We start from the raw sequence: 13,933 nt of genomic DNA on the forward strand, positions 1-13,933 counted from the left end.
GACGGCTGGCAGCGCCTGCAAGCGCGCGCACCGGCCAGCATCGCCCCCAGCGGGCCGGACTTGGCCGACGTGAAAGGCCAGGCCGCTGCGCGCCGGGCGCTGGAGATTGCCGCCGCGGGCGGGCACAGCCTGCTGCTGGTGGGGCCGCCGGGCTCGGGCAAGTCGATGCTGGCGCAGCGTTTTGCGGGCCTGCTGCCCGCCATGGGCACCGCCGAGGCGCTGGAGAGCGCGGCGGTGGCGTCCCTCAGTGGGCGCTTCAAGCTCGAACACTGGGGCCAGCGCCCCACCTGCGCGCCGCACCACACCGCCAGCGCGGTGGCCTTGGTGGGCGGGGGCTCGCCACCCCGGCCGGGGGAAATCTCGCTGGCCACTAACGGGGTGCTGTTCCTGGATGAGTTGCCAGAATTTCCCCGCAGCGCGTTGGAAGCCCTGCGCGAGCCGCTGGAAACCGGACACATCCGCATCTCGCGCGCCACGCAACAGACCGAGTTTCCGGCGCGCTTCCAGCTCATCGCGGCCATGAACCCCTGCCCCTGCGGCTACCTGGGGGCCAGCCACAAGCACTGCCGCTGCACACCCGACCAGGTGGCGCGCTACCAGGGCAAGCTCAGCGGCCCGCTGCTCGACCGCATCGACCTGCACGTGGCCGTGCCCGCCCTGCCCGCCGACGCCCTGCTGCACGGAGGCGCGGGCGAAAGCAGCGCCCAGGTGCGCGCCCGGGTAGAGGCGGCGCGCGCCGTGGCCCAGGCCCGCCAGGGCCACGGCAACCAGGCCCTGCACGGCCAGGCGCTGGAAGCGCACGTGCAACTGGACGCGGCGGCGCTGAAGTTTTTGCACGCCGCCGCCAGCAAACTGGGCTGGAGCGGGCGCGCGCTGCACCGCGCCATGCGCGTGGCGCGCACCATTGCCGACCTGGCGGGCAGCACCAGCGTGCAGACCGGCCACGTGGCCGAGGCCATCCAGTACCGGCGCGCGCTGCAGCACGCCGAATGACGTTCATCTGTTTTCCTCCTCCCGACCCCACACCGTGACCGAGACCCCCGCCCCCACCGCCGCGCGCCTGCACTGGCCCACCCCGCCCTACGCCCCCTACCAGCCCGACCCGCAGGCCGACAGCACGCCCCAGGGCTGCGAGGTCGAAGGCGTCAACGGCCTGACGCGCAACTGCGAGCTGCTGCAACTCTCGCCCAAGGAAGGGCAGGCCACGGTGCAGATCCCGCCGTCCAACTTCCCGCTGACGCTGCGCTTTTCCATGTTCCGCCGCCTGCGCCTGCACACGCCGCTGGTGCCGCACGACAGCGACGACACCGGACAGACCGCACCGCTGCAAGAGCTGCTGGCGCACCGGCCCCAGATCGCCTACCGCCTGACCTGGAGCGACGGCCAGACCGAAAACGGCCAGACCGTGGGCCACCTGGAAACCGAGCACGGCCTGTTCCTGTTCGAGCCGCTGGGCGAGGACGGCCAGGTGCGGCGCTGCTTCATCCCGCGCGCGCAGTACCAGAGCGTGTCGCTGGGCGACAGCATCGGCCAGGTGCTGGTGCAGGAGCGCGCCATCAGCGCCGAACAGATCGAGCGCGCCGCCCAGGAGCAGGAAAACCTGCGCAACCGCAAGCTGGGCGACTACCTGGTGACCAAGGAAATCGTCAAGCCCGAGCAGCTGCTGCTGGCGCTGGAGCAGCAGGCGCGCATGCCCATGGTGCGCATAGGCGAGGCACTGACCGCGCTGGGCCTCATCAGCGAAGGCCAGCTGCAGCAGGCCCTGCAGCACCAGAAGCAGGAACGCTCGGTGCCGCTGGGCGAGCTGCTGGTCAAGAGCGGGCTGCTCACGCGCCAGAAGCTGCAGATTGCGCTGGTGCGCAAGATGGGCTACCCGGTGGTCGATCTGGAGCACTTCGCCATCGACCCTGAGGCGCTGCGCTGCGTCAACCTGGGGCTGGCGCAACGCCTCAAGGTGCTGCCGCTGCTGCGCCGCGCGGGCACGCTGGTGGTGGCGGCCGAGGACCCGTCGCGCCACGCCATGATCGACGAGCTGGAATTCAGCACCCAGCTCAAGGTGGTGGCCGCGCTGGGCAACACCGAGACCCTGCCCGAGCAGATCCGCGAGGTCTACACCCGCTTCGGGCTGGACAACACCCCGGGCGGCTACGGCAAGAGCACGCCCGGGCAGCCCAACACGCCCGACCGCGCCGACCAGCTGCTGGAGTCGCTGGAACAGAACGAGGCCGAACCCGACGCCGGCCCCGAGGCGCTGATCGAGCAATCCGACAACTCGCTGGTGCGCCTGATCAACACCATGATCATCGAGGCGCACCAGCAAGGTGCATCCGACATCCACATCGAGACCTTTGCCAGCCGGCGCAAGGTGCGCATCCGCTTTCGCAAGGACGGGCGGCTGGCCCCGTACATGGAACTGCCCCCGGGCTACCGCGCCGCGCTGGTGGCGCGCATCAAGATCATGTGCGACCTCGACATCTCGGAGCGGCGCAAGCCCCAGGACGGCAAGATCGACTTTGCCAAGTACGCGCCGCAGCACAAGATCGAGCTGCGCGTGGCCACCATCCCCACCCAAGGCGGTGCCGAGGACGTGGTGATGCGGCTGCTGGCCAGCGGCAAGGCGCTCAAGCTGTCGCAGCTGCACCTGAGCGCGGCCAACCTGCACGCGCTGCAGACCGTGGCCGAACGCCCCTACGGCATGCTGCTGTGCGTGGGGCCCACCGGCTCGGGCAAGACCACCACGCTGCACGCGCTGCTGCGCCACCTCAACACGCCCGAGCGCAAGATCTGGACTGCCGAAGACCCGATCGAGATCAGCAACCCCGATTTGCGCCAGGTGCAGGTCAATCCCAAGATCGACTGGACATTTGCCAAGGCACTGCGCGCCTTCCTGCGCGCCGACCCCGACGTGATCATGGTGGGCGAGATCCGCGACCAGGAAACGGCGCAGATGGCCATCGAGGCCTCCTTGACCGGGCACCTGGTGCTGTCGACCCTGCACACCAACAGCGCGTCCGAGACCGTCACGCGCCTGCTCGACATGGGCATGGATCCGTTCAACTTTGCCGACTCGCTGCTGGGCGTGCTGGCACAGCGCCTGGTGCGGCAGTGGTGCCCGCAGTGCCGCGTGAGCGAACCCGCCAGCGAGGAGCACGTGCAGAGCCTGCTGGCCGACTACCTGCACCAGTTCCCCGACGACATGCGCCCCGACGCCGACAGCGTGCGCACCCAGTGGCTGGCCCAGTTTGGCCACCAGGGCCAGCTGCCGCACCACCACGCGCCGGGCTGCCCCAGCTGCCAACAGACCGGGCACAAGGGCCGCATCGGCATCCACGAGCTGCTGCTGACCGACACCCCGGCGCTGCGCCACCTGATCCAGACCAAGGCGCCGTCGCAGCAGCTGCAGCGCGAGGGCATGACCGGCGGCCAGTTCCGCACCCTGCGCCAGGACGGCATCCTCAAGGTGCTGGCCGGGCAGACCTCGATCGAGGAAGTGCGCGCCAGCTGCGCCTGATCACAGGTTGAGGTTGGGCGCCAGCAGGCGCTCCAGCTCGGCCTCGGGCAGGCCCCGGCGTGCGGCCATGTCCTGCAGCTGGTCGTGGCCGATCTTGCCCACGCTGAAGTAGGTGCTGTCGGGGTGGCTCAAATAGAAGCCACTCACGCTGGCCGCCGGCGTCATGGCCAGGCTTTCGGTCAAGCCCATGCCAATGTCGTCGCACTGCAGCAGCGCAAACATGTCGCGCTTGACCGAATGGTCGGGGCAGGCCGGGTAGCCCGGTGCCGGGCGGATGCCCTGGTACTTTTCCGCAATCAGCTCGGCGTTGCTCAGGGCCTCCTGCGGCGCGTAGCCCCACAGGTCGGTGCGCACGCGGTGGTGCAGGCATTCGGCAAAGGCCTCGGCCAGGCGGTCGGCCAGCGCCTTGAACATGATGGCCTGGTAGTCGTCGTGCTGGGCCAGGAACTGCTGCTCCTTTTTCTCGACGCCGATGCCCGCCGTGACGGCGAACATGCCCACGTAATCCTTGACGCCGCTGGCCTGCGGCGCCACAAAGTCCGACAGGCAGCGGCTGGGGCGCATGGCGCCATCGATCTCCTGCTTCTCGGTCTGCTGGCGCAGGCCGTGCCAGGTCAGCGCCACCTGGGTGCGGCTGTCGTCGGTGTAGAGCGCGATGTCGTCGTCGTGGACGGTGTTGGCCGGGTAGAAGCCCAGCACCGCATTGGCCGTCAGCCAGCGGCCTTCCACGATCTTTTGCAGCATCTTCTGGCCGTCGGCAAACACCTTGCGCGCCTGCTCGCCCACCACCTCGTCGTCCAGGATGGCGGGGTACGGCCCGGCCAGATCCCAGGTCTGGAAGAACGGGCCCCAGTCGATGTAACGCGCCAGCTCGCCCAGGTCAAAGTTCTTGAACGTGCGCCGGCCCAGGAACTTGGGCGCGTGCGGCGTGTAGCCGTCCCAGTCCAGCGCGGCCTTGTTGGAGCGCGCCTTGGCCAGCGGCCACAGCGGGGTCTGCTTCTTGTTGGCGTGCTGGGTGCGCACGCGGTCGTAGTCGGTGTTGAGCTCGGCCAGGAAGGCGGGCTTGGCCTCGCCCAGCAGGTTCTGCGCCACACCCACGCTGCGCGAGGCATCGGGCACGTACACCACCGGGCCGCTGTAGTGGGGCGCAATCTTGACCGCCGTGTGCACGCGGCTGCACGTGGCGCCACCAATCAGCAGCGGAATGCCGCGCTCGCGGAAGTACGGGTCCTTCTCCATCTCGGACGCCACATACTGCATCTCCTCCAGGCTGGGGGTGATGAGGCCGCTCAGGCCCACGATGTCGGCATTCACCTCCTTGGCCTTGGCCAGGATCTCGTGGCAGGGCACCATCACGCCCATGTTCACCACGTCAAAGTTGTTGCACTGCAACACCACGGTGACGATGTTCTTGCCGATGTCGTGTACGTCGCCCTTGACGGTGGCAATCACAATCTTGCCCTTGGATTTCACGTCGCCGCCGGCGGCCTGCAGGCGCAGCTTTTCTTCCTCGATGTAGGGCACCAGGTGCGCCACCGCCTGCTTCATCACCCGGGCGGACTTGACCACCTGCGGCAAAAACATCTTGCCCTGACCAAACAGGTCGCCCACCACGTTCATGCCGTCCATCAACGGGCCTTCGATCACGTGCAGCGGGCGACCGCCGTCGGCGCTCAGGGCCTGCCACATCTCTTCGGTGTCTTCGGTGATGAACTCGTTGTTGCCATGCACCAGCGCGTGCTTGAGGCGCTCGCGCACCGGCAAGGCGCGCCAAGCGTACTTGGCGCTGTCGTCTTTGGCCGCCCCCTTGACGGTCTCGGCCACTTCCAACAAACGCTCGGTGGCATCAGAGCGGCGGTTGAGCACCACGTCTTCCACCCGCTCGCGCAGGTCGGCGTCCAGCTCGTCGTACACGCCCACCATGCCCGCGTTGACAATGCCCATGTCCATGCCCGCCTGAATGGCGTGGTACAAAAACACGGTGTGGATGGCCTCGCGCACCGGCTCGTTGCCCCGGAAGCTGAACGACACGTTCGATACGCCGCCGCTGACCTTGGCACCGGGCAAGTTCTGCTTGATCCAGCGTGTGGCGTTGATGAAATCCACCGCGTAGTTGTTGTGCTCCTCAATGCCGGTGGCAATGGCAAAAATGTTGGGATCGAAGATGATGTCCTCGGGCGCGAAATCCACTTCATCCACCAAGATGCGGTAAGCGCGTTCGCAAATCTCGATCTTGCGCGCGTAGGTGTCGGCCTGGCCTTGTTCGTCAAACGCCATCACCACGGTGGCCGCGCCATAACGCTTGATCAGCTGGGCCTGACGCTTGAACTCCTCCACGCCTTCCTTCATGCTGATGGAATTGACCACGCCCTTGCCCTGCACGCAGCGCAAGCCCGCCTCGATCACGCTCCATTTGGAGGAATCGATCATCACCGGCACGCGGGCAATGTCGGGCTCGCCGGCCATCAGGTTGAGGAAACGCACCATCGCGGCCTGGCTGTCGAGCATGGCCTCGTCCATGTTGACGTCCACGATCTGCGCGCCGTTTTCCACCTGCTGACGCGCCACGGCCAGGGCTTCCTCGTACTGACCGTTCAAAATCATGCGCGCAAACGCCTTGGAGCCGGTGACGTTGGTGCGCTCGCCAATGTTGACGAACAGGCTGCCCGCGCCAATCAGCAGCGGCTCCAGGCCCGACAGCATCATCGGGGGCACGGCAACGGGGGCAGCGGCAGACGCGGCCACGGGGCGCGAAATGGGATGGTTCACGGTCACAGAAGAATCGGTAATGGACACGGCACTCGCCTTCACAACAGGGGGCACAACGGCAACAGGAGCGAGCGCGGTGGGGGTGGTACGGGGGCAGCGCAGCACAACGGGGCGGCGCCGGGGCTCCAGGCCTGACGGGCGAGCCGCTGCAGCGCTCCCTGGAGCGGGAGCGCCCTATTTTACGGAAGGGGCCACGGGCGCGCAGGCGCCCGCACGTTCAGCGCAGCGACAGGCCCCGGCGCAGCACCACGGGCTTGCCGCCCATGCGCTGCTTGAACATCCAGTGCGCCAGCGCCGAATCGAGTTGGTCGGCGTGCTTGGGGAACCAGCGCGCCAGCTCGTCCACCAGTTCGCGCGTGATGTCCACCTCGCCCTGCGCCAGCAGCTCCTGCACCTCCAGCACCGAGGCCATCACCGCCGCGTGCTCGTCCATGTGGCAACCGCGCGGTGGAAACTGGGTCTCCTCCATCCACTGGTTTTCGGCATCAAAATGCTCTTGCAGGTGGGTGGCAAACTGTTGCAACAAGGCGGGCAGCTCGGCGTCGGGCGCGGTTTGCATGGCGCCCACCAGCGTCACAAAGTCCTCGTGCAGCTCGTCGATGGGGCCGTAGCCCAGCAGGTACTGGTCGCCCCAGTGCAGGGTCTCGACAGGGTCGGCGTGATCGACGTCGTCGTCGTCAGCGTCGTGGGCGGCGGAATCGGTAGCGGACATGGCGGGCCTCCTCAAAATCCGGGCTGGCGGCGGGGCGTCGGACGTGGGTCAGACGTTGAACAGGAAGTTCATCACGTCGCCATCCTTGACGACGTAGTCCTTGCCTTCGGCGCGCATCTTGCCCGCGTCCTTGGCGCCTTGTTCGCCCTTGTAGGCAATGAAATCGTCGAACGCAATGGTCTGGGCGCGAATGAAGCCGCGCTCAAAGTCGCCGTGGATCACGCCCGCCGCCTTGGGTGCGGTGTCGCCAATGTGGATGGTCCACGCGCGCACTTCCTTCACACCCGCCGTAAAGTAGGTTTGCAGCCCCAGCAGCTTGAAGCCCGCGCGGATCAGGCGGTTCAAGCCTGGCTCGTCTTGCCCCAGTTCTTTGAGGAACTCCAACCGGTCGGCATCGTCCATTTCGCTGAGTTCGGCCTCGATCTTGGCACAGATGGCCACCACGGGTGCGTTCTGCTTGGCAGCGTATTCCTTGAGGCGGTCCAGGAACGGGTTGTTCTCGAAGCCGTCTTCAGCCACGTTGCCCACAAACATGGCCGGTTTGGCGGTGATGAGGCACAACGGCTTGAGCAGCACCAGTTCGGCGTCGCTGAACTCGATCGAGCGCACCGGCTTGGCCTCGTTCAAGGCGGCCAGGCACTTTTCCAGCACCTTCACCAGCGCGGCGGCTTCCTTGTCGTTGCCACTGCGCGCGGCCTTGTTGTAGCGGTGCAGGCTCTTTTCCACCGTGCCCATGTCGGCCAGGCAGAGTTCGGTCTGGATCACCTCGATGTCGGCGATCGGATCCACCTTGTTGGCAACGTGGATCACGTTCTCGTCTTCAAAACAGCGCACCACGTTGACGATGGCGTCGGTCTCGCGGATGTGGGCCAGGAACTGGTTGCCCAGACCCTCGCCCTGGCTTGCCCCGGCCACCAGGCCCGCAATGTCCACGAACTCCACGATCGCGGGCACGGTGCGCTCGGGCTGGATGATCTCGGCCAGCTGCTGCAGGCGCGGGTCGGGCACTTCCACCACGCCCACGTTGGGCTCGATGGTGCAGAAGGGGTAGTTCTCGGCCGCGATGCCGGCCTTGGTCAGGGCGTTGAACAGGGTGGATTTGCCGACGTTGGGCAGGCCAACAATGCCGCACTTGAGGGACATGAAACTTCCTTGGTGAATCTGTGTGAATCTGCGCCCCGGCGGCACCAGCGTCTGGCCGTGGGGGGAAATGGGTCTGATGGCTCTGATTGTAGGGACATTCCCCACCACCACAGACCACTGCCACGCCGCACCGCCCGCGTGATTGTGGCCACGCGCAAAGGTGCATAAAATGTGAGATATTGCACGAAAATCACCCTGTACGGCCCGCACCGTGTCAATTCGGGCGCAGTTTTGGGCCAGAATAAACGCCGCTTGAACCGCCAGCGCTCCGGCACCACACATTTCCTTTATGGACACCTCCACGCCCACCGCCCCCACACCGCCCGCCACACCCCCTGCTGCGGCGCCTGCGGCGGCGTCTGCCCTGCCGGCGGCCATGGCCAAGGCGCGCGAACCCAAGCTCGACAAGGATCCCGTGGACGCCTGGCCCGCGCTGCAACGCTGGCTGCTGACGCTGCTGCGGCGCGACAGCAACCGCGACGAGGACTTCCTGCAGCGCCTCACGTTCATCGAGAACGGCATCCGCACCCTGACCGACGACTACCCCGACGCCAGCCTGTTCGTGCTGGTGCAGATGCTGTTCGACAGCCACAGCCCCAGCTACAGCACCACGCACGCGCTGCTGTCGGCGCTGATCTCCCGCCTGATTGCACCCAAGGCCAACCTGCCGGAATCGGAGCAGATGGCACTGGTGCGCGCGGCGCTGACCATGAACATCGGCATGCTGGGCCTGCACGACAAGCTGGCGCGCCAGGCGCAGGACACCAGCGCGCAGCAGCGCGAGGAGATCCGCGCCCACCCGCACAAGAGCATGGAGCTGCTGCGCAGCCTGGGCGTGCGCGACTCGCTGTGGCTCAACCTGGTGCTCGACCACCACGAAACCCCCGACGGCACCGGCTACCCCAACGGCAAGACCGAGCTCAGCGCCACGCAGCAGCTGCTGCACATGAGCGACATCTTTGTGGCCTGCATCAGCCCGCGCGCCAGCCGCCGGGGCATGTCGCCCAACCTGGCGGTGGGCAACCTCTACCTGGAGGCCAAGGAGCAGTTCAAGGAACTCAGCGCGCTGTTCGTCAAGCAGCTGGGCCTGTACCCGCCGGGCACCTACGTGCGCCTGAAAAGCGAGGAAGTGGCGGTGGTGGTGCGCCGCGGCGAGATGGTGCACACGCCGCTGGTGATGTCGATCCTGGACGGCGACGGCATGCCCATGACCACCCCGGTGCGGCGCGAGACCCAGCTCAAGCAGCACGCCATCAAGGAAAGCGTGGCGCCCGAGGACATCCGGGTGCGGCTCGACACCGGGCGGCTGCTGCGCCGCGTCTGAGCCGCCCCGGCGCCCACCCATTCCGGGGCACCAGGGCAGCGGCCAGCGTCACAGTTGGGCTTCGGCCTCGCTGCGGGTTTCAAAAATGTGGGGAGCCAACCCACGCTCATCCAACGCTGCGCCCAGTTTATGGCGCAAGAAGGTGCTGGTGGTATAGCGGCTGATGTGCAGGTAGTGGTGCGACACCATGTGCTGCACCACCTGGCTGTAGGTGTCGAGCGCCGCTTCCTCGATCTCGAAATTGTCGTAGTTGACGATCACGTCCACTTTGCGCCCGATCTCGCGGCAGCGGTGTTCCACGGCGGCCTGCACGTCCAGCGCGTCCTGCGGCGTGCGCAGCTTGAGGCCCTGGAAGTTGAGGAACAGCAGGTTGCGCTCGGCCTGGTAGGCAATCCGGTCCAGCAGCGCAATCGACAGCAGCGTGTCCTTCAGGCCCATGGGCTCGGCGTGGAAGATGCGCTCATCCATGCGGCGCGGCTGCTGGATGATGGGCTTGAACGCCATGTAGGGCAGGATGTCGCGCTCGATGTCCACACCCGGCGCCACTTCCACCAGCTCCAGCCCCTCGGGCGTGAGTTGCAGCACGCACCGCTCGGTCACGTACAGCACTTTTTTGCCATGCTGGGCCGCGTACTCGCCGCTGAAAGTCACCTGCTCCAGCGTGTTGACGAACTTGCGGTGCTTGCCCTCCTGCACGATGCGCAGCTGGCCGTGGCCCACCTCCACCTTCAGGCCGCCAGCGGTAAAAGTGCCCACAAAGATCACCGTGCGGCTGTTCTGCGTGATGTTGATGAAGCCGCCCGCCCCGGCCAGCTTGGGGCCAAAGCGGCTGACGTTGATGTTGCCGCGCGCGTCGCACTCCGCCAGCCCCAGGCAGGCCAGATCCAGTCCGCCGCCGTCGTAGAAGTCGAACTGCTGGTTCATGTCGATCTGCGCGATGCCGTTGGTGGCGCTGCCAAAGTTGAGGCCGCTGCCGGGCACACCGCCCACCACGCCGGGTTCAGCGGTCAGGGTCATGTAGGGCAACAGGCGTTCTTCGGCGGCGATGTTGGCCACACCTTCGGGCATGCCAATACCGAGGTTGACGATGGCGTTGGGCAGCAGCTCAAAGGCGGCGCGGCGCGCAATCACCTTGCGTTCGTCCAGCGGCATGGGTGCCAGACTGTCCAGCGGCACGCGGATTTCACCGGCCAGCGCCGGGCTGTAAGCGGTGCCGTAGGTTTGCTGGTGGTACTCGGGGCGGGCCGCCACCACGCAGTCCACAAAGATACCGGGCACCTTGACGCGCTTGATGGGCAAACTGCCCGCCTCGGCCACGTACTCGACCTGGGCAATCACCATGCCACCGGCGTTCTTGGTGGCCATCGCAATCGCCAGCGTGTCCTGGCTCAGGGCTTCGCGGTCCAGCGTCAGGTTGCCTTCGGTGTCGGCCACGGTGGCGCGAATGAAGGCCACGTTGGGGCGCGGGGCCTTGTAGAACAGCATCTCGCGCCCGGCCAACGTGGTCAACTCGACCAGTTCCTCGGTGGTGTGGCTGTTGATCTTGCCGCCTTGCAAGCGCGGATCGACGAAGGTGCCCAGCCCCACCGGCGTGAGGTTGCCAGGCAAACCCGCTGCAATGTCGCGGTACAGGTGCGAGATCACACCCAGCGGCAGGTTGTAGGCCTCAAACTGGTTGGCCAGTGCCATCTGGCCCAGCTTGGGCACCAGCGCCCAGTGGCCACCAATGGCGCGCTGGATCAGCCCTTCGTGCGCCAGCCGGTTGAGGCCTTGGTCTTTGCCATCGCCGGGGCCGCCGCCAAACACCAGCGTCAGGTCGCGCGGGCTGGCGGTGCTGGTGAAACGCTCCTCCAGCGCCAGCAGCAGTTCATCGGGCACGCCCACCACGCCAAAGCCGGAGCAAACCAGCGTGTCGCGGTCGCGGATGAGGCGGATGGCCTCTTGGGCCGAAACAACTTTGTTTTTCATAGCGGGAATGTTACTCAAACTTTGGCGGTGGCGGACTTGCGGGCGTTGCTGCTGGCGGCGGCGAGCTTTTTCTCGTCTTGGGCCGATACGGCCACGGCGTTCAACGAGGTCACGCTGTTGAAGGTGCTGCCGTCGGCCACGCTGCTGCTGGGCGCGCGCAGCTCCAGCGCCTCTTGCATGCGTTGCAGCATGTGGCGCGATTGCGGCTCCATGTCGCTCAGGTCGCCCAGGATGTAGGCCACCACCTCCAGCGCGCGGCGGCGCTCGTCGGCGGCGGGCAGCATGCGGGCCAGGCCAGCCACGGCCTGGTCGGGCTCGAACTCCACGATGATGGACTGCTCGCGGATCAGCGCGGCGCGCTTGTCGGCACTCAGGCCCACGAACGGCGCGTGCGTGGTCAGCACTTCGGACGAACGCTCCAGGCGGTCGCGGCGCACCGAGCCGCGCGATTCGGCCAGCAAGATCAGCATGCGGATGACGGCGGCCTCAAAGCCACCGCTGTCCAGCCCCAGCAGCATGGCCTGCACTTCGGGCAGGTAGCGCAGCTCCTTGGGATCCTTGCGGGTGCGGTCCTGGGCGTGGGTGTGGCCCAGCCAGTGCATGTAGGGCGTGCCGTAGATGGACAGGAAGGCCAGCTCATAGGAGGCGTCGCGCACGTCGCGCAGCCAGTCCATCTGCTGCATCAGGGCGTTGGCGGTGATCTTTTCCAGCACGCGCAACGGGTTGCTGGCGTCGGCGGGCTGGCGGCTGGCGCGGGCCTGCTCGGCCAGGCCCTTGACCCAGGGCATCACCGGGTGCTGGTCGCCCAGCGCGCGGCGGCTCAGGCGCGACGGGTGCAGCGTGCGCAGCGCCTCGGCGGTGTGCGGCGTGACCATGGACTGCACCAGCGGGCGCAGCGTGGCCTCGTACCAGTCGGCACCCATTTCAGACAGGCGCGCCACGGCGGCAAAGTCTTTTTCCTGCTCGCGGTTGGCGCCGGTCAGGGCCACGATGTCGGCGGTGCCGCGCTCGTGGAAGCTGACCGAGAACTGCTCGTGCAGGCCTTCGCCGCTGCTGTGCTCGATCTTCATCTCGTACAGGCCCGGTGCCAGCGCCTCAATCGTCTTGAGGGTGGCGTCCATCTCGGTGTGCTCTTTCTTGGCAATCGAGGCCGACACGAAGATGCCCAGGTGGCCCACCTTGTTGTGCACCATGTAGGCGATGCGCTGGCCGCGGATGCGGATCTCGTTCTCGTCGGCGTAGGTGTCCACAATCCAGTTCAGCGCCTGCTGCGGCGGGGTGATGTTGTCGCCGTGGCTGGCAAACACAATGATGGGCGAGCGGATGGCCTTCAAGTCCAGCACGCGGCCCGGCTCCAGCTGCGCCTGGCCACGCGCCAGGCGGTTGCCCACGAACAGCTCTTCCACGATCCAGCGGATTTCGGCTTCGTTGTTGAAGTGGAAGCCGCCCCACCATTTCTCGAACTCCAGGAAGCTCTCGCGGTTCTTGTCCACGTTGCTGTACAGGTCGAAATATTTGCCGATGTGGTTGCGGCTGGGGTTGAGTTGCTCAAAATTGGACACCAGGTGCGCGCCATCAAACTCGCCATGGCCCAAATCGGACATCAGCAGCGCGGGCACCACACCGCCCAGCAGGCCGCCGTTGTAGCGCATCGGGCTCTCACCCACTTTGCCCGACCAGGTGGCCACCGGCGCACCGTTGATGACCAGTGGGCCGGTAATGTCGGGGTTGGCCGCTGCCAGCGCCAGCGTGGCCCAACCGCCCTGGCAGTTGCCCACCACAATCGGATTGGGTGCGTCGGGGTGCTGGCGGCGAATTTCGCGCAGAAACTCGGCCTCGGCGCGCATCACATCGGCCAAGGTTTGGCCCGCCACCGGGTGCTGGCGGAACACCACAAAGTACACCGGATGGCCGCCACGCAGCGCCACGCCGACCTGGCTGTCGGGCTTGAAGCCGCCAATGCCCGCACCGTGGCCCGCACGCGGGTCGATGATCATGTAAGGGCGGTTGGTGTCGAACACCTCGGTGCCCGCCGGGGGCAGAATCTTGAGCAGCAGGTAGTTGACCGGGCGCAGCAGATCCTCGCCGTTCATGACGACTTCGTAGTCGTACATCAGCACCGGCGGCGTGCCGGCGGCCTCGTGCGCCTGGTCCAGGTTGGCGCGCTCGCGCAGCACGTCCAGCGTCAGCACCGTGCGCTGGGCGGCGTCCACCGCGTAGTCGGCGCTGGTTTGCGCCAGCTGGCCTTGCAACGCGCTGGTGGCCAGCTGCTGCTGCACCGCTACGGCCTCGCTTACCAGACCCATCAGGCGCTGGCTGTGCTGCTGGGCAATGTTGTGCGCGTGGCGCTGGCCGCACGCCAGCACGCGTTCCACCTGGCTCTGGGTGGTGGCCACGTCCTGGCTGTGGCGTTCGGCAAAATGGGCGGGGCTAAAGGTGGGGTACATGAAACACTTCCTGAATATCTGGCTGTTGAATGGCTGCGGGCTTAGCCCGGATATTTCAC

The 13,933-nt window shown here is 66.8% G+C and carries 8 protein-coding genes; 3 read left to right on the forward strand and 5 right to left on the reverse strand.

Annotated elements, in window-relative coordinates:
* Both CON76_RS11875 and CON76_RS11880 read left to right on the forward strand, forming a co-directional pair.
* A partial coding sequence (locus tag CON76_RS11875) for a YifB family Mg chelatase-like AAA ATPase (protein ID WP_145995447.1) occupies positions 1–993 on the forward strand: 993 nt, incomplete at its 5' end.
* A gap of 34 nt (positions 994–1,027) precedes the next feature.
* Positions 1,028–3,511, forward strand: coding sequence for a GspE/PulE family protein (locus CON76_RS11880; protein WP_338063698.1), 2,484 nt, complete (start codon positions 1,028–1,030; stop codon positions 3,509–3,511).
* Here CON76_RS11880 and metH read toward each other — a convergent pair whose 3' ends face one another.
* From metH to ychF, 3 genes are all read right to left on the reverse strand, one after another.
* Positions 3,512–6,256 carry a methionine synthase gene (metH, locus tag CON76_RS11885; RefSeq protein WP_276309005.1) on the reverse strand — a complete coding sequence of 915 codons (2,745 nt, stop codon included), beginning with the start codon at positions 6,254–6,256 and terminating at the stop codon, positions 3,512–3,514.
* 241 nt (positions 6,257–6,497) lie between these two features.
* On the reverse strand, positions 6,498–6,992 hold the full coding sequence (locus CON76_RS11890) for a hemerythrin domain-containing protein (RefSeq protein WP_101103573.1): 495 nt from the start codon (positions 6,990–6,992) through the stop codon (positions 6,498–6,500).
* Positions 6,993–7,040: 48 nt separating this feature from the next.
* Complete coding sequence (gene ychF / locus CON76_RS11895) at positions 7,041–8,135, reverse strand: redox-regulated ATPase YchF (RefSeq protein WP_101103575.1); 1,095 nt, start codon at positions 8,133–8,135, stop codon at positions 7,041–7,043.
* 289 nt (positions 8,136–8,424) lie between these two features.
* Here ychF and CON76_RS11900 point away from each other — a divergent pair, with 289 nt between their 5' ends.
* Complete coding sequence (locus tag CON76_RS11900; RefSeq protein ID WP_101103577.1) at positions 8,425–9,459, forward strand: HD-GYP domain-containing protein; 1,035 nt, start codon at positions 8,425–8,427, stop codon at positions 9,457–9,459.
* 48 nt (positions 9,460–9,507) lie between these two features.
* Here CON76_RS11900 and CON76_RS11905 read toward each other — a convergent pair whose 3' ends face one another.
* A complete protein-coding gene (locus tag CON76_RS11905) occupies positions 9,508–11,427 on the reverse strand; it encodes an acyl CoA:acetate/3-ketoacid CoA transferase (RefSeq protein WP_101103579.1) in 1,920 nt (639 codons plus the stop codon).
* Positions 11,428–11,441: 14 nt separating this feature from the next.
* Positions 11,442–13,874 carry a DUF3141 domain-containing protein gene (locus tag CON76_RS11910; protein WP_101103581.1) on the reverse strand — a complete coding sequence of 811 codons (2,433 nt, stop codon included), beginning with the start codon at positions 13,872–13,874 and terminating at the stop codon, positions 11,442–11,444.
* Between the last annotated feature and the right edge of the window lie 59 nt (positions 13,875–13,933).

The sequence above is a fragment of the Macromonas bipunctata genome, assembly GCF_002837135.1.
GTDB lineage: Bacteria > Pseudomonadota > Gammaproteobacteria > Burkholderiales > Burkholderiaceae_C > Macromonas_A > Macromonas_A bipunctata.

Coding starts and splice junctions, on each gene's coding strand:
- CON76_RS11890 (WP_101103573.1), bottom strand. CDS start 6,992: ATGTCCGCTACCGATTCCGCCGCCCACGACGCTGACGACGACGACGTC.
- ychF (WP_101103575.1), bottom strand. CDS start 8,135: ATGTCCCTCAAGTGCGGCATTGTTGGCCTGCCCAACGTCGGCAAATCC.
- CON76_RS11900 (WP_101103577.1), top strand. CDS start 8,425: ATGGACACCTCCACGCCCACCGCCCCCACACCGCCCGCCACACCCCCT.
- CON76_RS11905 (WP_101103579.1), bottom strand. CDS start 11,427: ATGAAAAACAAAGTTGTTTCGGCCCAAGAGGCCATCCGCCTCATCCGC.
- CON76_RS11910 (WP_101103581.1), bottom strand. CDS start 13,874: ATGTACCCCACCTTTAGCCCCGCCCATTTTGCCGAACGCCACAGCCAG.